The sequence below is a fragment of the Enterobacter cloacae complex sp. 372C4 genome (assembly GCF_050030615.1).
GTDB classification, from domain to species: Bacteria; Pseudomonadota; Gammaproteobacteria; order Enterobacterales; family Enterobacteriaceae; genus Enterobacter; species Enterobacter intestinihominis.
This window is the reverse complement of record NZ_JBLGUQ010000001.1, coordinates 4,018,142-4,034,941: the sequence shown is the minus strand read 5'-3', so window position 1 is coordinate 4,034,941 and position 16,800 is coordinate 4,018,142. Positions and strand designations below refer to the sequence as shown.

Sequence of the window (16,800 nt, the reverse complement as noted above, 5' to 3'; positions counted from 1 at the left end):
ATAGCATTGAAAACGTTAAAATATTTTTCCACTCTTTTCGTTTTAGCGCTGGCGCTTATGGCCGGCTGGTGGCTCTGGAATTATTACATGCAGTCGCCCTGGACGCGTGACGGCAAGATCCGCGCAGAACAGGTCAGCATCACGCCACAGGTGTCCGGCAGTATCAGCGCGCTGCTGGTGAAGGACAACCAGTTCGTTCATGCGGGCGATGTGTTATTCCGCATCGATGAGACCCCTTTCCACATTGCGGTGCTCAATGCCCAGGCGCAGCTCGCAAAAGCTCAATCAGATCTGGCAAAAGCCAATAACGAAGCCGAACGTCGCCGACATCTGTCGAGGAATTACATCTCTGCGGAAGATCTCGATACCGCCAATATCAATGTAAAAGCCATGCAGGCCAGCCTGAAGATTGCAGAGGCAACGCTGAAACAGGCCGAGTGGCAACTGACCCAGACCGTGGTCAAAGCTCCGGTGGATGGATGGATCACGAGCCTGTCGACCCGTGTGGGGGATTACGCCACCACAGGCCAGCCGGTCTTTGCCCTGGTAGATAGCCACTCTTTCTATGTTGTAGGTTATTTTGAAGAGACCAAGCTGCGCCATATCCGCGAGGGTGCGCCTGCCCGGATCACGCTTTACAGCGGTGCAGAAACGTTACAGGGTCACGTTAGCAGCATAGGTCGGGCAATTTACGATCAGAGCGTGGAAACCGATTCTGGCCTGGTGCCTGACATCAAACCCAACGTACCGTGGGTGCGTCTGGCTCAGCGGGTGCCTGTTCGCGTCGAGTTAGAGCAACTGCCGAAAGACATTACTCTGGTCTCTGGCACAACCTGCACCGTCGCCATCGGATCGCGATGATGAACCTGGGAGCTTTCTCCTGGCGCAATACGCCGTGGATAAAAGCGACACGGCCGCAGTGGCGTTACGCGCTGCGTAACGGCATCGCCATGAGCCTTGCGCTTACGGTTGCCTATTATCTGAATCTGGATGAGCCTTACTGGGCGATGACCTCTGCGGCGGTCGTCAGCTTCCCTACCGTCGGGGGCGTTATCAGTAAAAGCCTCGGGCGCGTGGCGGGTAGCCTGCTGGGTGCGACCGCTGCACTGCTTCTTGCCGGCCATACCCTGAACGATCCCTGGCTCTTTCTGTTAAGCATGTCGGCATGGCTGGGGCTGTGCACCTGGGCCTGCGCCCATTTTACCAACAACGTTGCGTACGCGTTTCAACTGGCAGGTTACACCGCAGCCATTATCGCCTTTCCGGTCGTCAACGTGCTGGATACCACCGAGCTATGGGACATCGCCCAGGCACGCGTATGTGAAGTGATGGTCGGCATTCTGTGCGGCGGCGTCATGATGATGATCCTGCCCAGCACCTCGGATGGCACTACGCTTATCACCGCCCTTAAAACGATGCACGCGCGTTTGCTGGAACATGCCAGCCTGCTCTGGCAGCCTGATAGCAGCGATAACATCCGTCTAGCACACGAAAAGGTCATCGGCCAGATCCTGACCATGAACCTGTTACGCATCCAGGCATTCTGGAGCCACTACCGTTTTCGTCGCCAGAACACGCTCCTGAACTATTTACTGCACCAGCAATTGCGGATGACGAGTGCGATCTCAAGCCTTCGCCGGATGTTGCTGAACTGGCCTGCGCCGCCAGCCCATACCCGGGAAGTTATCGAGGCGCTGCTCGCCGCCCTTGCGCGTCCGGATGCCGATATCTATACCGTGGCCCGCATTATCGCGCCGCTCGCCCCAACGGATGAATATGATTACCGGCACCGCGCCTTCTGGCAGCGTCTGAACTATTTCTGCCGCCTGTATCTGCGCAGCAGCCGCTGGTTAAAAGCCGTCGAAAATGCCACGCCCGTCACCGAATTTTCCGTTCCCGGTAGCCCAGCTCTGGCGCGCCATACCGACGCAATGGAGGCGCTGTGGAGCGGTTTTCGTACGTTTTGCGCGTTGACGGCCGTGGGCGCATGGGCCATCACCACCCAATGGGATGCGGGCAGTGCAGCCCTGACGCTTGCGGCAATCAGCTGCGTGCTCTATTCCGTCGCCGCTTCCCCGTTTAATTCCCTGACGCTTCTGCTGCGTACGCTGGTACTGCTGTCGCTGTTCAGCTTCGTGGTGAAATTTGGTTTGATGGTGCAGATAACCGACCTCTGGCAATTTCTGCTGTTTCTCTTCCCGCTATTAACCACCATGCAGTTGCTCAAACTGCAAATGCCAAAACTGGCCGGTCTGTGGGGGCAGTTGATTGTTTTTATGGGCTCATTTATCTCTGTAACGAATCCTCCGGTTTACGATTACGCTGATTTTCTCAACGATAACCTGGCGAAGATCCTCGGCGTGGGGCTGGCGTGGCTGGCTTTCGCCGTGCTACGCCCGGGCTCGGATGCGCGTAAAAGCCGCAGGCATATTCGTGAGCTGCGCAGGGGTTTTGTCGATCAACTGAGTCGCAGCCCGCATCTGCGTGAAAGCGAGTATGAATCGCTGGTTTACCATCATGTCAGCCAGCTGAACAACAGCCAGGATTCCCTCTCCCGTCGCTGGCTACTGCGCTGGGGCGTGGTGCTGCTGAACTGTTCGCACGTGGTGTGGCAGCTGCGTGCCTGGGAGACGCGTTCCGACCCGCTTTCGCAGGTCCGCGATAATTGTATTTCCATGCTCCGCGATGTGATGAGCGAGCGCGGAGTTCAGCAACGCCCCCTGAGCGTCACGCTCGCCGAGCTTCAGCGTATTTGCGACGCTCTGGCGCACCACCATCAGCCTGCGGCCCGCGATCTGGCGTCCATTATCTGGCGGCTGCACTGCTCCCTGTCACAGCTTGAACAGGCGCCGCCACCCGGAACAATTGGCGATCAGATCACCCCGCAGGCATAGCGCGCCCCGCCACCGCCAAGCGGTTTAGGTTGATCGGACATGTTATCGCCGCCCACATGGACCATCAGCGCCTTGCCTTTGACCTCGTCAATCTTTTTCAGCCGGGGCGCAACAACCGGATCGGTGGCTTTACCGTCGTTATTCACCACCAGCACCGGCAGATCGCCGAGGTGCCCCATACCTTCCGGGCCTTCATGCTTACCAGAGTTGTGCGGATCCAGATGCCCCCCAGCGGCCTCAGCGGCTGAAGGTTTCCCCTCTTTCATTGCAGGTTGACAGCTGCCTTTGGCATGAACGTGAAAACCATGTTCACCGGGTGGAAGGGCCTTGAGATCGGGAGCAAATTCCAGCCCTTTATCGGTTTCGGTGATTTTCACCGTCCCGATGGACTGGCCTACCCCCTGAGAAGTGACGAGATTCATTTCAACGTCCTCGCTGGCTGCCTGCGCACCTGCGCAAACAACCAGCGTGACCATTGCCAGAGCAAAACGCTTCATACGACCTCCACGGGTTATTTTTTGCACCTTAAGTCTATACCAGAGGCGCAGATTTCACCGGAAAGTCAGACTCCACGCACTCAGGGTACGTCGTAGCCCAGAGCCGCCTTGCGGATGCGGAACCACTGCTGACGCGACATATCCAGCTCTTCAGCCGCCAGCGCAGCGCGTACGCGCTCAATTTTGCCGGAGCCGATAATTGGCAGCGGTTTAGACGGCAGGCGCAGGATCCAGGCGTAAACCACCTGCTCGATGCTTTCCGCATTCAGTTCGCGGGCCACGGTTTCAAGCTCGTTACGCAGCGGCTGGAAGGCCTCATCGTTAAACAGGCGACCGCCGCCGAGACAAGACCAGGCCATCGGACGAATGCGTAACTGTTGCAGCTGATCGAGCGTTCCGTCCAGCAGCAGCGGCTGGTGAACAGGCGAGATCTCCACCTGATTCGTCGCCAGCGTAAACGGCAGGCGAGACTGCAATAGCGCAAACTGTGCCGGGGTGAAGTTAGACACGCCAAAATGACGCACTTTGCCGCTCTGGTGTAGCGTCAGGAACGCTTCCGCAACCTCATCCGCATCCATCAATGGATCGGGACGGTGGATCAGCAGCAGGTCGATACGATCGGTGGCCAGGTTGACCAGTGACTGCTCAGCGCTTTTAACGATATGCGCGCTGTCAGTGATGTAATGCCCAAGTGCATGCTCCGGTTTTGCTGTGGTGGCAATACCGCATTTGGTCACAATCTCCATACGTTCACGCAGCGCTGGCGCACGCTTCAGCGCTTCGCCAAAAGCGGCCTCGCACTGATAGCCACCATAAATATCAGCGTGATCGACGGTGGTGATCCCGAGATCGAGATGCTCTTCTATAAAGTCCGCCAGCTGGACCGGAGACATATTCCACTCCATAAGGCGCCAGTAGCCCATAACGAATCGGGAGAATTCCGGGCCCTGCGGGGCAAGGGTAATACGCTGAACCATAACATTTTCCTCAAGGAAGTCATGTCACCAGTATACGCAATTACCCTGCTAAAACAGTGAAGGTTGCTGAGGTTCTTCGGTTTCAACCGCTTTGTTTGCACGAATTTTGCGCAGCAGACGTTGTCGGCAGAGCCGTAAGACCTCCTGCTTTTGCGCGTCGCTGAAATTTTGCCAGTTAAAACGTTCATCGCGTGTGCGCATGCAGCCACGGCAGTATCCTCGTTCATCAACCTGGCAAATACCCCGGCACGGGCTCTGGACAGGGAAAAATTCCAGTTGCTCTGCCACACCTACCTCCAGAACGTCATTATTCCCTACAGTGAAGACCCTAAATGGCCTGCATGCAAGGAGTGTCCGTCACAAACAGGGCATTAAGGTTTCGCTAATCTTCCCTTCTTATACTCGCCGCATTGATATAACGAATGGTCTGGTCATCATGTGGCTCACTAAAAAGTTACACTGTAACGATACGAAATTTACCCTCGCCTGTGCGCTTTTCTTCACCGTGTTCAATGCGCTGTTTATCCAGCACAGCTGGTCAATCATCGCACCTACCCGTCTGCACGACGTGCTTTTTGCCGCCAGTGTGCCGCTGGTTCTGTTCTGCGGCTGGGTCATTGTTTTTAGCCTGCTGAATATTCCCTTTATTCGCAAGCCGCTCATGATTGCCCTGACCATAGGATGCGCCGCCGCGACCTGGTTTATGTACACCTATGGCGCGGTTATCGATCAAAACATGATTGTGAACGTGTTTGAGACTAACTCCCAGGAAGCGACAGCCCTGTTAACGCCGCAGCTGATCCTGTGGCTGGCCGTCGCGGGTCTGGTCCCTTCCGTCATCTTAGCCCTGACGCGCATTCGAACCGGAAAATGGTGGTATGCCCTGCTAACACGTTTCGTCGCTATACTGGGTGCGCTGCTGGTGATCATTCTCGTCGCGGCAGTGTTCTATAAAGATTATGCTTCGCTGTTCCGCAATAACAAAAGCATCGTCAAAATGGTCACTCCGGCAAACTACGTGAGCGCCGTTCTGAAGTACAGCAAAATGCGCTGGTTTGCTGGCGACCAGACGCTGGTCCGCATTGGCGAGGATGCCCATAAAGGGGCGCTGATTTCCGGCCAACGTAAGAAAACCGTGCTGGTTCTGGTGGTGGGTGAAGCCTCCCGCGCTGCAAACTATTCGTTAAATGGTTACCCACGTGAAACCAACCCCGAGCTGAAAAAGCGGGATGTCATCAACTTCCCACAGGCCTCCTCCTGTGGCACGGAAACCGCCGTTTCCGTCCCCTGTATGTTCTCCGGCATGACGCGAAAAAAATATGACGCGGACCTCGCCCATCATCAGGAAGGACTGCTCGATGTGCTTAACCACGCCGGGTTCAACCTGCTGTGGCGCGACAATGACGGTGGGTGTAAAGGTGCCTGCGACCGCGTGCCGCACACGGATATGACCCAGTGGAAACTGGATCAGTTCTGTAAGGACAAATCCTGTATCGACGACGTCAACCTGTACCGCCTGGACAACGTGCTGGACGGAATAAAGCAGGATACCGTACTGGTGATACACCTGATGGGCAGCCACGGTCCGGCTTATTACAACCGTTACCCGAACCGCTTCCGGAAATTCACCCCAACCTGCGATACCAATGAAATTCAGGATTGCGATCATCAGTCGCTGATCAATACCTATGACAACTCGATTCTGTATACCGATAGCGTGCTCAGCCGAACCATCGACGCGCTAAAAGCCCGGAAGGCCAGTATGAACACAGCGCTCATTTACCTCTCCGATCACGGCGAATCGCTGGGCGAAAGCGGAATTTACCTGCACGGTACGCCGTATATGCTGGCCCCGGAGCAGCAAACGCATATTCCGTTTATGTTCTGGCTCTCCCCGGACTATGCGAAAAACTTCGGCGTAAACACGGATTGCCTGCGTAACCATGCTGCAAAAGAGGCAGTTTCACAGGACAATTTGTTTGCCACGGTTCTGGGCATGATGGACGTGAAATCAGTGGTTTATCAGCCGCAGCTGGATATTTTGTCGCAATGTCGTCGCTAAGCGGGCTTGCATTAGACCGAACGGTCTATTAGAGTAAGGGCATGAGCAGACATACAGAACACGATACACGAGAACATTTGCTGGCTACCGGCGAGCGCCTTTGCATGCATCGCGGGTTTACCGGTATGGGGCTGAGTGAGTTATTAAAAACCGCTGAAGTGCCTAAGGGATCGTTTTATCACTATTTTCGATCCAAAGAGGCGTTTGGCGTAGCCATGCTGGAGCGGCACTACGCCAGCTACCATCAGCGCCTGGCAGCCCACTTCGCCAGCGGCGAAGGTGACTACCGGGATCGTGTTCTGAACTACTATCAGGAAACGCTGACGCAGTTCTGTCAGCAGGGCATCATCAGCGGCTGCCTGACGGTAAAACTGTCTGCCGAAGTGTGCGATCTCTCCGAAGATATGCGCACCGCCATGGATAAAGGGGCCAGCGGCGTAATCGCTCTGCTGGCTCAGGCGCTGGAAAAAGGCCGCGATGAAACAACGCTCTCCTTCTCCGGCGATCCGCTCACGCAGGCACAGGTGCTCTATTCCCTCTGGTTAGGCGCCAACCTGCAGGCAAAAATGTCTCGCAGCGCCGTGCCGCTCGAAAGCGCGCTGGCGCATGTGAAAAACTGTATTACTGCGCCTGGCGTGTAACCGGCGTTTTTATTTACCCTTTTACTAGTCGACTGGTCTACTCAGGAGCCATTATGTCCGCTGAAAAGCTATTTACCCCACTGAAAGTGGGTGCCGTTACTGCCTCAAACCGCGTGTTTATGGCCCCACTTACCCGTCTGCGCAGCATCGAGCCGGGAGATATCCCAACGCCATTGATGGGTGAGTATTACCGTCAGCGCGCCAGCTCGGGCCTGATTATTTCCGAAGCCACGCAGATTTCTGCCCAGGCTAAAGGCTACGCCGGTGCGCCGGGTCTGCACAGCCCGGAACAGATCGCCGCGTGGAAAAAAATCACCGCAGGCGTTCATGCTGAAGATGGCCGTATTGCGGTTCAGCTGTGGCACACCGGTCGTATCTCGCACAGCAGCATCCAGCCTGGCGGTCAGGCGCCCGTTTCTGCCTCTGCCCTGAATGCGAATACCCGCACTTCCCTGCGCGATGAAAACGGTAATGCTATTCGCGTCGACACCACCACGCCACGCGCGCTTGAGCTGGACGAGATCCCGGGTATCGTGAATGATTTCCGTCAGGCCGTCGCCAACGCCCGTGAAGCGGGCTTCGACCTGGTTGAGCTGCACTCTGCGCACGGCTACCTGCTGCACCAGTTCCTGTCACCGTCTTCCAATCAGCGTACCGACCAGTACGGCGGCAGCGTTGAAAACCGCGCGCGTCTGGTGCTTGAAGTGGTAGATGCCGTGTGTAATGAGTGGAGCGCAGATCGCATTGGTATTCGAGTTTCCCCAATTGGTACCTTCCAGAACGTCGACAACGGTCCGAACGAAGAAGCGGATGCGCTGTATCTGATTGAAGAGCTGGCTAAACGCGGTATCGCGTATCTGCACATGTCCGAGCCGGACTGGGCAGGCGGCAAGCCCTACAGCGAAGCCTTCCGCCAGAAAGTTCGCGAGCGCTTCCACGGCGTGATTATCGGGGCGGGCGCTTATACGGCAGAGAAAGCCGAGGATCTGATCGGTAAAGGTCTGATCGACGCCGTGGCCTTTGGCCGTGATTACATTGCTAACCCGGATCTGGTTGCCCGTTTGCAGAAGAAAGCCGAACTGAACCCGCAGCGCCCTGAAAGCTTCTATGGCGGCGGCGCGGAAGGTTATACCGACTACCCTTCACTGTAATCCCGCTTTGTACATTGATAGCGGCGACCTTTCGCCGCTATACTAAAACATCGTTTCTGTTCAAAAAGATAATCCATTCCACTGGTTAATGAGGAAATTATGCGCCTACTTCACACCATGCTGCGCGTTGGCGACCTGCAACGTTCCATCGATTTCTACACTAACGTTCTGGGCATGAAGCTGCTGCGCACCAGCGAAAATCCGGAATATAAATACTCTCTGGCGTTTGTCGGTTACGGCCCGGAATCTGAAGAAGCGGTCATCGAGCTGACCTACAACTGGGGCGTGGACAGCTACGAGCTGGGTACGGCTTACGGCCACATCGCGCTGGAAGTGGATAATGCGGCTGAAGCCTGCGAACGTATCCGCAGCAATGGCGGTAACGTCACCCGTGAAGCCGGTCCGGTTAAAGGCGGCACCACCGTGATTGCGTTTGTTGAAGATCCGGACGGGTATAAAATCGAACTGATCGAAGCTAAAGACGCTGGTCGCGGTCTGGGCAATTGATCCCGCAGGGCGCACTATGCGCCCGTTGTTTTGCTGCATCCCCTCTCAAAATTTGCCATAATGCGCACTGCTTTTTCCCCCTTGTAAGAGACCCTGATGTCCGATAACGCTCAATTTACCGGTCTGTGCGACCGTTTTCGTGGTTTTTATCCCGTTGTCATTGATGTAGAAACAGCCGGATTTAACGCTAAAACCGATGCGCTGCTAGAGATTGCCGCCATCACGCTGAAGATGGATGAACAGGGCTGGCTTGTACCGGACACCACGCTGCATTTCCACGTTGAACCCTTTGAAGGGGCAAACTTACAGCCAGAGGCGCTGGCCTTTAACGGTATCGATCCGACAAACCCGCTGCGCGGGGCGGTAAGCGAATATGAGGCGCTGCACGCCATTTTCAAAATGGTGCGCAAAGGCATGAAAGAGAATGACTGTAGCCGCGCCATCATGGTGGCCCACAACGCTACGTTCGATCACAGCTTCACCATGGCTGCCGCCGAGCGCGCCTCGCTAAAGCGTAATCCATTCCATCCGTTTGTGACCTTCGACACCGCCGCGCTGAGCGGCCTGGCGCTGGGGCAAACCGTGCTCTCTAAAGCCTGCATCACGGCGGGTATTGCGTTTGACGGCACTCAGGCGCATTCCGCGTTATACGATACCGAGCGTACGGCGGAGCTGTTCTGTGAGATCGTCAACCGCTGGAAACGTCTGGGTGGCTGGCCGCTGCCGATGGGCGACGAGGCCGATCTTCAATCGTAGACTGGGTAATCAACAGCCCCACAGGACAAAAAAAAGCGACCAACATAATGTGGTCGCTTTTTTATATCCGCAGAAAACTTATTCTGCGTCCGGCTCTTCGGTTTTATACTTCGCCGCAGTCTCTTTGATCAGCTGTTGCAGTTCGCCGCGCTGATACATTTCAATCAGAATATCACAGCCGCCAACCAGTTCACCGTCAACCCACAGCTGTGGGAAGGTCGGCCAGTTTGCGTATTTTGGCAGCTCAGCGCGGATGTCCGGGTTTTGCAGGATATCAACGTAAGCAAAACGCTCACCACAGGCGGACAGCGCCTGAACCGCTTGCGCGGAGAAGCCGCAGCTTGGCAGCTTCGGAGAACCTTTCATGTACAGGAGAATCGGGTTTTCAGCGATCTGGCGCTGAATTTTTTCAATAGTGGTGCTCATGTCTTGCTTCCTTTAACTTCTGTTACGGCATCAGTCTGACATTGTAGCGGGTCAGGCCGACATCGGAAAATAACATTTTTGTCACGTCTCATTATTTTATCCGCTATCGCGTAAAGTTGCATTGATAATGACGTTTAAGGCTACGCGCCGTGCGGTTTTGCTTAAGGAGCGAACAAGAGTGCGACAGAATGGTGAATTTTTTTGCACTTGCTAACGAAACACATTTTTTGAATGAAAAATGCTATTAACTTATTCCGATTTTATGGATTAGAATCGACTGGTTTTGTAAATCTCATGCGGGTATGTATTTTGGCTCGCACTTATCAGGGGACTGCCCAGTGGCGCGGATAACTAAAATCTCGATGACGCTCTGTGCTTTACTGTTTACCACACTCTCATTTACGCCAGCGGCGAACGCCTCCGAACAGGCGCGGCATTCTGCTGTACAAAAAACGCATCTGGCAAAAACCACAGAACGTAAGAAAAAAACCACCAGCAAAACAGTAAAGAAGAAAACCACCGCTCACACCAAAAAGACCGCCTCCAGTAAAACCAAAACTCTCCGTTCCGGCACGCACAAAACCACTCGCACGACCGCCAGCCTGGTGAATGATAAATGCACCGTGCGCAAAGGCCATAAAACGAAATGCGCAAAAGTGACGAAGCTGGCTGACGTGCATAAAGCGCGTATGCAGAAAGCGCAAAAAACGGCGATGAATAAACTGATGGGGCAAATAGGTAAACCATATCGCTGGGGTGGCACCTCTCCGCGCACCGGTTTTGACTGTAGTGGGCTGGTTTATTATGCCTATAAAGATCTGGTGAAGTTTCGCATTCCACGCACCGCCAATGAGATGTACCATCTGCGCGACGCCGCGCCTGTAAACCGTGGCGAACTGCAAAATGGCGACCTGGTGTTCTTCCGCACCCAGGGACGCGGCACGGCCGATCACGTTGGGGTGTATGTGGGTAACGGTAAATTTATCCAGTCACCGCGCAGCGGTCAGGACATTCAGATCACCTCCCTCAGTGAAGATTACTGGGTGCGCCACTATGTGGGTGCGCGCCGAGTGATGACGCCAAAAACCATTCGCTAGACCCTGCCCTGCCGCCTCCGTGGCGGGTTAAGTTCCTCTTTTGCATACCCTTTCAATTTGCTATTCTGTCCTTGTTGTCTGTAGGGTTATTGGCAACGTATAAAACTATAAGGAGAGTAGCAATGTCGTTCGAATTACCTGCACTACCGTATGCAAAAGACGCCCTGGCTCCGCACATTTCTGCGGAAACCCTGGAGTACCATTACGGCAAGCATCACCAGACCTATGTCACCAACCTGAATAACCTGATCAAGGGCACCGATTTTGAAGGCAAAACGCTGGAAGAGATTGTGCGCAGTTCAGACGGTGGCGTATTCAACAACGCCGCCCAGGTGTGGAACCACACCTTCTACTGGCACTGCCTGGCTCCAAATGCAGGCGGAGAACCTACCGGTGAGCTGGCCGCAGCGATTAACGCCGCGTTCGGCAGTTTCGCGGATTTCAAAGCGAAATTTACTGACGCCGCCGTTAAAAACTTTGGCTCCGGCTGGACCTGGCTGGTAAAAGAGGCTGATGGCAAACTGGCTATCGTTTCCACTTCTAATGCGGGTACCCCTCTGACCACCAGCGCAACGCCGCTGATGACCGTGGACGTATGGGAACACGCCTATTACATTGATTACCGTAATGCGCGCCCGAACTACCTGGAACATTTTTGGGCACTGGTTAACTGGGAATTTGTTGCGAAGAACTTCGCCGCATAAGGGACACGCAGAAGGGGCAACCCTTCTGCGTTTTTATTTATTCCGCCGTACACACCGCTTCTGGCTGTTTACGCCCGGACATCAACACCAGCAGCAAGCCGAGTGCGGCAATGATCGCCCCCATCACCGGCACAAAGCTGTAACCCAAACCACTGGAGATCACCGCCCCGCCCGCTGCGGCCCCCAACGCATTGCCCAGGTTAAACGCACCGATATTCACGGACGAAGAAAGCCCCGGTGCTTCGTGCGCAACGCGCATTACACGCATCTGCAACGGTGGCACCACGGCAAAGGTTGCGGCGCCCCACACCACCATGGCAATCGCGGCGCCCACTTCGTTTCGCGCCAGCCACGGGATCACCACCATGATGACAATCAGCAGCGTTAAAAAACCTTTCAGCGTCCCGCTGACGGAGCGGTCGGCAAATTTCCCGCCGAGATAGTTGCCAATCGAGAACCCGACACCAATCAGCACCAGCATCGCGGTAACAAAGAGTGGCGTTGCGTGGGTTATGTCGTGCAGCACCGGGGAGATATAGGTGTAGAGCGTAAACATCGCCCCTGCCCCCAGCACCGTGGTGAGCAGCGCGGACAACACCTGAGGACGCATCAGCACCGCCAGCTCTTTACGTACTTCCGGACGTTCTCCCGCACTTCCTTTCGGCAGCGAGAAGAACAGCGCGACCATCGCGACCACGCCCAGTCCGGCGGTTGCGAGGAAAGACATACGCCAGCCGATGGCTTCTCCGAGCCAGGTGGCAGCGGGAACGCCGCCGATATTAGCGATGGTGAGGCCCATAAACATAGTGGCTACCGCGCTGGCCTGCTTATGTTTTGGCACTACGCTTGCGGCAACAACCGAGCCCAGCCCGAAGAAAGCGCCGTGGTTCAGGCTGGTCAGAATACGGGAAAGCATCAGCGTGGTGTAATCCGGCGAAATCGCGGAAAGCACATTTCCGAGAATAAAAATTGCCATCAGGAAAATCAGCGCATTGCGTCGCGCGCGGTGCGAAAGCAGCAGCGTCATCAGCGGTGCGCCCACCATCACGCCGATCGCATAGGCGCTAATCAACATACCGGCCGCAGGGATAGAGACGTCCACACCCCGGGCGATAACAGGCAATAACCCCATCGGGGAGAATTCAGTGGTGCCAATCCCAAAGGCGCCAATCGCCAGGGCCAGCAGGGGAAAATTGATTTTCATGAAAAGACTCCGGATACCGTGCCGTTACCCGGCACAGACTAAGAAGGCAAAAGCATGACATTAATCACAAAAAATGAGAAGTTAACATTTTGGCAAAAGATTTTTGCCGGAGAGGTAACAATAGCGGCAAGGGAGGGAGAAGACTCTCCCTCCACCTAAATCAGTGCAGCGCAGCGGTTAAACCACCCGCAACAATCAGGGCAAGAACAACAATGGTGGTAAACAGCGAAAACTTCAGATCGGTACTCATCAATTTTTCTCCTTTTATTCACCCTACGAAAAGTGAGCTTGCTCATTTTTACACAGTTCAGGTCAAAAATCTTCCAGGATTTAAACGGATATCCACTTTACCTCTTCCCCTTTTCATCAAGATAGGACAAAATTCCACGCTAAATTTATTAGCGTACCGGCCACTGACCCCCTCCTGACGTCCTGTGTCGTTTTCCCGGCGTGTCGCAACTCATGTTTGCGTAATAAGGGTGAGAGAAGGCAAACGTTTACCTTCATTTTTTTCAGGAGCTTAGGATATGGTCTGGAGTGACATTTAATGGCAACAATTAAAGACGTAGCAAAACGCGCAAACGTTTCCACTACAACCGTATCACATGTTATTAACAAAACGCGTTTCGTCGCTGAAGAGACGCGTAATGCCGTCTGGGCGGCAATCAAAGAGCTGCACTACTCGCCAAGTGCCGTCGCCCGCAGCCTGAAGGTTAATCACACCAAATCGATTGGCCTGCTGGCCACCAGCAGTGAAGCGGCCTACTTTGCTGAAATCATCGAAGCCGTTGAAAAAAACTGTTTCCATAAAGGCTATACCCTGATTCTGGGCAACGCGTGGAACAACATTGAAAAACAGCGCGCTTACCTGTCAATGATGGCGCAAAAGCGCGTCGACGGCCTGCTGGTAATGTGTTCTGAATACCCCGAGTCGGTCCTTTCCATGCTGGAAGAGTATCGCCACATTCCGATGGTGGTCATGGACTGGGGCGAAGCGCGCGCAGACTTCACCGACTCCGTTATTGATAACGCCTTTGAAGGCGGCTACATGGCGGGGCGTTATCTGGTAGAACGCGGTCATCGTGAAATTGGCGTGATCCCGGGTCCGCTGGAGCGTAACACCGGAGCTGGCCGTCTGGCCGGTTTCATGAAAGCGATGGAAGAGGCGCTGATCACCGTGCCGGAATACTGGATTGTTCAGGGCGACTTCGAGCCGGAGTCGGGCTATCGCGCTATGCAGCAGATCGTCTCCCAGCCGCATCGCCCTACCGCTGTATTCTGCGGCGGCGATATCATGGCAATGGGCGCGCTCTGCGCGGCGGATGAACTCGGCCTGCGCGTTCCGCAGGACATCTCGGTGATCGGCTATGATAACGTTCGCAACGCCCGTTTCTTTACCCCGGCGCTGACCACCATTCACCAGCCGAAAGATTCGCTGGGTGAAACGGCCTTCAATATGCTGATGGACAGGATCGTCAACAAGCGAGAACAGTCCCAGTCCATTGAAGTCCACCCGCGCCTGATTGAACGCCGTTCCGTTGCCGACGGTCCGTTCCGCGACTACCGACGTTAATCTCTTTACGGGGCCAGCTACGCTGGTCCCCGCAACCACTCCCGGTTCAGCGTTTCGCTGTCTCCCAGATAATCCAGCAGCCAGGCCATGGCTGGCGAGACGTCGTTTTGCTGCCACGTCAGACAGCATGCAGCATCCGGGAAAGGATTTTCCAGCGTCAGAGCCACCCACTCTCCCGCGTCGATGCGCGGGCGCGCAAAATGCACCGGCACCATGCCAACGCACAGCCCCGCGCTCAGACAGGTGGCTGACGACTCCCAGTCCGGCGCAACCACGCGGCGCTGATTATCCAGCAGCCAGGTAATGCGCTTGGGCAGCGAGCGGGAGGTATCTTCCAGCACCAGCGAGGGCCAGTTGCGTAAGGTGTCATCACTCAGTGGCCCGTCCAGCGCCGCCAGCGGGTGATCGCGCGCGACCACGCAGGTCCAACTCAGCATGCCCATGTCGCGGAACGCGTAGCGCCCGCCAACCGGGATCGCCTGGGTTGCACCAATCGCCATCTCCGCCCTGCCGTCCGCCAGCGCATCCCATACGCCGTTGAACACTTCCTGCGACACACGCAGTTCGACGTCGGAAAAATGACGATAGAAATCGACGATCATTTGCCGGGTCCGCTCCGGCTTAACGATGTTATCCACCGCGATAGCGAGATGCCCGCGCCAGCCGTTGGCGATCTGCTGGCACTGCTCACGGGTGATCTGCATTTTTTTGATAACAGACCGGCCTTCCTTCAAAAACCACGCGCCGGCAGGCGTGAGCTCCACGTCGCGATGACGCCGCTCGAACAGCGGGACTGCCAGCCACGCTTCCAGCTGGCGCACCGTATAGCTGATAGCCGAGGGAACGCGGTGCAACTCCTGGGCGGCACCAGTAAAGCTGCCGTTACGCGCCACGGCATCAACCACTTCAAGGGAATAATCTGACCACATCTTTAGCCTGCAAATTTTTTGAATGCACCCACCAAATATTAGCGTTTCACAAGCCGCTTTGCACTCCCTACACTCTGCGCCAACGTACACCTGCCTCCTCAGGAGAAAAAAAGTGCAACCCAGGAAAGGATTTTTAGTCTGGCTCGGCGGCTTAAGCGTGCTGGGCTTTTTGGCGACCGACATGTATCTGCCCGCCTTCGCCGCGATGCAGGAAGATTTGCAAACTCCTGCCGCCGCCATCAGCGCCAGTTTGAGTTTGTTCCTCGCCGGCTTTGCTTTTGCGCAACTGCTCTGGGGACCGCTCTCTGATCGTTTTGGCCGTAAGCCCGTCCTGTTGCTGGGACTGGCGATTTTTGCCGTAGGCTGTCTGGGCATGCTGTGGGTCCGCGATGCCGCCTGGTTACTGGTGTTGCGCTTTATTCAGGCGGTCGGCGTCTGTGCCGCAGCGGTCACCTGGCAGGCGCTGGTGACCGATTACTACCCCGCCTCACGCACTAACCGCATTTTCGCCACCATCATGCCGTTGGTCGGCCTGTCTCCGGCACTCGCCCCGTTACTGGGCAGCTGGATCCTGGCGCATTTCGACTGGCAGGCCATTTTCGCCACGCTCTTTGCGATCACGCTGGTCCTGATGCTGCCCGCGTTCGGGCTTAAACCTGCGCATAAAAAAGAGACGCATCCGGACGCGAAGCCCATCACCTTTACCTCTTTACTGCGGTCGAAAGCCTATCGCGGTAACGTGCTGATTTATGCCGCCTGCTCTGCCAGCTTCTTTGCCTGGCTGACCGGTTCGCCGTTCATTTTGCATGACATGGGCTACAGCCCGGCGGCTATCGGCCTGAGCTATGTACCACAGACCATCGCCTTCCTGGTGGGTGGCTATGGCTGTCGCGCCGCGCTGCAAAAATGGGAAGGCCAGCAGATGCTGCCCTGGCTGCTGGTGCTGTATGCGCTAAGCGTGATTGCGACCTGGGCTGTCGGCTTTATTCCCGGCGCCGGGCTTGTAGAAATTTTGATTCCGTTCTGCGTCATGGCGATCGCTAACGGGGCCATCTACCCTATCGTTGTAGCCCAGGCGTTGCGTCCATTCCCGCAGGCGACAGGCCGCGCTGCCGCGCTGCAAAATACCCTGCAACTTGGCCTGTGCTTCCTGGCAAGTCTCGTGGTCTCTGCGTTGATTGCAACCCCGCTGCTCACCACCACCAGCGTGATGCTGTTCACCGTTGTGCTGGCAGGATTGGGTTATCGCATGCAGTCCTCCGCCCATCGCGAGCAGAGTGAAAACGCGCAGACAGAAACGTCGCACGCCTGATTACGTGGGAAACTATGTTAAAAACCAGTGATTAGGTTGCTAACAATTTTCTGTTGAATCACCAAATTTT

Annotated in this window: 18 protein-coding genes; 11 read left to right on the top strand and 7 right to left on the bottom strand. The window is 55.5% G+C overall.

Going from position 1 to position 16,800, the window contains the following annotated elements:
* Nucleotides 1-861 carry an efflux RND transporter periplasmic adaptor subunit gene (locus ACQG11_RS19655; protein WP_199126195.1) on the top strand — a complete coding sequence of 287 codons (861 nt, stop codon included), beginning with the start codon at nucleotides 1-3 and terminating at the stop codon, nucleotides 859-861.
* Complete coding sequence (locus ACQG11_RS19650; protein WP_426728902.1) at nucleotides 861-2,894, top strand: FUSC family protein; 2,034 nt, start codon at nucleotides 861-863, stop codon at nucleotides 2,892-2,894. The genes ACQG11_RS19655 and ACQG11_RS19650 overlap by 1 nt, the downstream gene beginning before the upstream one ends.
* Here ACQG11_RS19650 and sodC read toward each other — a convergent pair.
* From sodC to ACQG11_RS19635, 3 genes are all read right to left on the bottom strand, one after another.
* Nucleotides 2,873-3,391: a superoxide dismutase [Cu-Zn] SodC gene (gene sodC, locus ACQG11_RS19645; protein WP_038415947.1), complete on the bottom strand. Its 519-nt coding sequence runs from the start codon at nucleotides 3,389-3,391 to the stop codon at nucleotides 2,873-2,875. The two genes, ACQG11_RS19650 and sodC, sit on opposite strands and share 22 nt — an antisense overlap.
* 80 nt (nucleotides 3,392-3,471) lie before the next feature.
* Nucleotides 3,472-4,368, bottom strand: coding sequence for an aldo/keto reductase (locus ACQG11_RS19640; protein ID WP_063150607.1), 897 nt, complete (start codon nucleotides 4,366-4,368; stop codon nucleotides 3,472-3,474).
* A gap of 48 nt (nucleotides 4,369-4,416) precedes the next feature.
* Nucleotides 4,417-4,656, bottom strand: coding sequence for a DUF1289 domain-containing protein (locus ACQG11_RS19635; RefSeq protein WP_023299951.1), 240 nt, complete (start codon nucleotides 4,654-4,656; stop codon nucleotides 4,417-4,419).
* Nucleotides 4,657-4,804: 148 nt separating this feature from the next.
* On the opposite strand from ACQG11_RS19635, the gene eptA reads away from it, so the two are divergent.
* From eptA to rnt, 5 genes are all read left to right on the top strand, one after another.
* A complete protein-coding gene (eptA, locus tag ACQG11_RS19630) occupies nucleotides 4,805-6,430 on the top strand; it encodes a phosphoethanolamine transferase EptA (protein ID WP_426728684.1) in 1,626 nt (541 codons plus the stop codon).
* A 41-nt stretch (nucleotides 6,431-6,471) separates the two neighbouring features.
* Nucleotides 6,472-7,071, top strand: a complete 600-nt coding sequence (locus ACQG11_RS19625) for a TetR/AcrR family transcriptional regulator (protein WP_022647900.1) — start codon at nucleotides 6,472-6,474, stop codon at nucleotides 7,069-7,071.
* A 53-nt stretch (nucleotides 7,072-7,124) separates the two neighbouring features.
* On the top strand, nucleotides 7,125-8,222 hold the full coding sequence (locus ACQG11_RS19620; protein WP_426728683.1) for an alkene reductase: 1,098 nt from the start codon (nucleotides 7,125-7,127) through the stop codon (nucleotides 8,220-8,222).
* Nucleotides 8,223-8,321: 99 nt separating this feature from the next.
* Nucleotides 8,322-8,729 carry a lactoylglutathione lyase gene (gene gloA, locus ACQG11_RS19615; RefSeq protein WP_022647898.1) on the top strand — a complete coding sequence of 136 codons (408 nt, stop codon included), beginning with the start codon at nucleotides 8,322-8,324 and terminating at the stop codon, nucleotides 8,727-8,729.
* A 96-nt stretch (nucleotides 8,730-8,825) separates the two neighbouring features.
* Nucleotides 8,826-9,485 carry a ribonuclease T gene (gene rnt, locus ACQG11_RS19610; RefSeq protein ID WP_003857625.1) on the top strand — a complete coding sequence of 220 codons (660 nt, stop codon included), beginning with the start codon at nucleotides 8,826-8,828 and terminating at the stop codon, nucleotides 9,483-9,485.
* A 78-nt stretch (nucleotides 9,486-9,563) separates the two neighbouring features.
* On the opposite strand, the gene grxD is transcribed toward rnt, so the two are convergent.
* Nucleotides 9,564-9,911, bottom strand: a complete 348-nt coding sequence (gene grxD, locus ACQG11_RS19605) for a monothiol glutaredoxin 4 (RefSeq protein ID WP_003832760.1) — start codon at nucleotides 9,909-9,911, stop codon at nucleotides 9,564-9,566.
* A 338-nt stretch (nucleotides 9,912-10,249) separates the two neighbouring features.
* Here grxD and ACQG11_RS19600 point away from each other — a divergent pair, with 338 nt between their 5' ends.
* Together ACQG11_RS19600 and sodB are read left to right on the top strand one after the other, a co-directional pair.
* Complete coding sequence (locus ACQG11_RS19600) at nucleotides 10,250-11,008, top strand: C40 family peptidase (protein ID WP_023299947.1); 759 nt, start codon at nucleotides 10,250-10,252, stop codon at nucleotides 11,006-11,008.
* Nucleotides 11,009-11,130: 122 nt separating this feature from the next.
* A complete protein-coding gene (gene sodB, locus ACQG11_RS19595) occupies nucleotides 11,131-11,712 on the top strand; it encodes a superoxide dismutase [Fe] (protein ID WP_017693553.1) in 582 nt (193 codons plus the stop codon).
* Nucleotides 11,713-11,749: 37 nt separating this feature from the next.
* Here sodB and ACQG11_RS19590 read toward each other — a convergent pair whose 3' ends face one another.
* Entirely contained in the window at nucleotides 11,750-12,916 is a 1,167-nt protein-coding gene (locus tag ACQG11_RS19590; protein ID WP_426728682.1) for an MFS transporter, read from the bottom strand.
* A gap of 160 nt (nucleotides 12,917-13,076) precedes the next feature.
* Entirely contained in the window at nucleotides 13,077-13,166 is a 90-nt protein-coding gene (locus tag ACQG11_RS19585) for a YnhF family membrane protein (protein WP_003857632.1), read from the bottom strand.
* A gap of 297 nt (nucleotides 13,167-13,463) precedes the next feature.
* On the opposite strand from ACQG11_RS19585, the gene purR reads away from it, so the two are divergent.
* Nucleotides 13,464-14,489, top strand: a complete 1,026-nt coding sequence (purR, locus tag ACQG11_RS19580; RefSeq protein ID WP_426728681.1) for an HTH-type transcriptional repressor PurR — start codon at nucleotides 13,464-13,466, stop codon at nucleotides 14,487-14,489.
* Nucleotides 14,490-14,506: 17 nt separating this feature from the next.
* Here purR and punR read toward each other — a convergent pair whose 3' ends face one another.
* Nucleotides 14,507-15,418: a DNA-binding transcriptional activator PunR gene (gene punR, locus ACQG11_RS19575; RefSeq protein ID WP_022647895.1), complete on the bottom strand. Its 912-nt coding sequence runs from the start codon at nucleotides 15,416-15,418 to the stop codon at nucleotides 14,507-14,509.
* Between the two features lie 112 nt (nucleotides 15,419-15,530).
* Here punR and punC point away from each other — a divergent pair, with 112 nt between their 5' ends.
* Nucleotides 15,531-16,730, top strand: coding sequence for a purine nucleoside transporter PunC (gene punC, locus ACQG11_RS19570; RefSeq protein WP_426728680.1), 1,200 nt, complete (start codon nucleotides 15,531-15,533; stop codon nucleotides 16,728-16,730).
* Nucleotides 16,731-16,800: the final 70 nt, after the last annotated feature.

Coding starts and splice junctions, on each gene's coding strand:
- grxD (WP_003832760.1), bottom strand. CDS start 9,911: ATGAGCACCACTATTGAAAAAATTCAGCGCCAGATCGCTGAAAACCCG.
- ACQG11_RS19650 (WP_426728902.1), top strand. CDS start 861: ATGAACCTGGGAGCTTTCTCCTGGCGCAATACGCCGTGGATAAAAGCG.
- ACQG11_RS19625 (WP_022647900.1), top strand. CDS start 6,472: ATGAGCAGACATACAGAACACGATACACGAGAACATTTGCTGGCTACC.
- rnt (WP_003857625.1), top strand. CDS start 8,826: ATGTCCGATAACGCTCAATTTACCGGTCTGTGCGACCGTTTTCGTGGT.
- ACQG11_RS19585 (WP_003857632.1), bottom strand. CDS start 13,166: ATGAGTACCGATCTGAAGTTTTCGCTGTTTACCACCATTGTTGTTCTT.
- sodB (WP_017693553.1), top strand. CDS start 11,131: ATGTCGTTCGAATTACCTGCACTACCGTATGCAAAAGACGCCCTGGCT.
- ACQG11_RS19590 (WP_426728682.1), bottom strand. CDS start 12,916: ATGAAAATCAATTTTCCCCTGCTGGCCCTGGCGATTGGCGCCTTTGGG.
- gloA (WP_022647898.1), top strand. CDS start 8,322: ATGCGCCTACTTCACACCATGCTGCGCGTTGGCGACCTGCAACGTTCC.
- ACQG11_RS19620 (WP_426728683.1), top strand. CDS start 7,125: ATGTCCGCTGAAAAGCTATTTACCCCACTGAAAGTGGGTGCCGTTACT.
- ACQG11_RS19640 (WP_063150607.1), bottom strand. CDS start 4,368: ATGGTTCAGCGTATTACCCTTGCCCCGCAGGGCCCGGAATTCTCCCGA.
- eptA (WP_426728684.1), top strand. CDS start 4,805: ATGTGGCTCACTAAAAAGTTACACTGTAACGATACGAAATTTACCCTC.
- sodC (WP_038415947.1), bottom strand. CDS start 3,391: ATGAAGCGTTTTGCTCTGGCAATGGTCACGCTGGTTGTTTGCGCAGGT.
- purR (WP_426728681.1), top strand. CDS start 13,464: ATGGCAACAATTAAAGACGTAGCAAAACGCGCAAACGTTTCCACTACA.
- punR (WP_022647895.1), bottom strand. CDS start 15,418: ATGTGGTCAGATTATTCCCTTGAAGTGGTTGATGCCGTGGCGCGTAAC.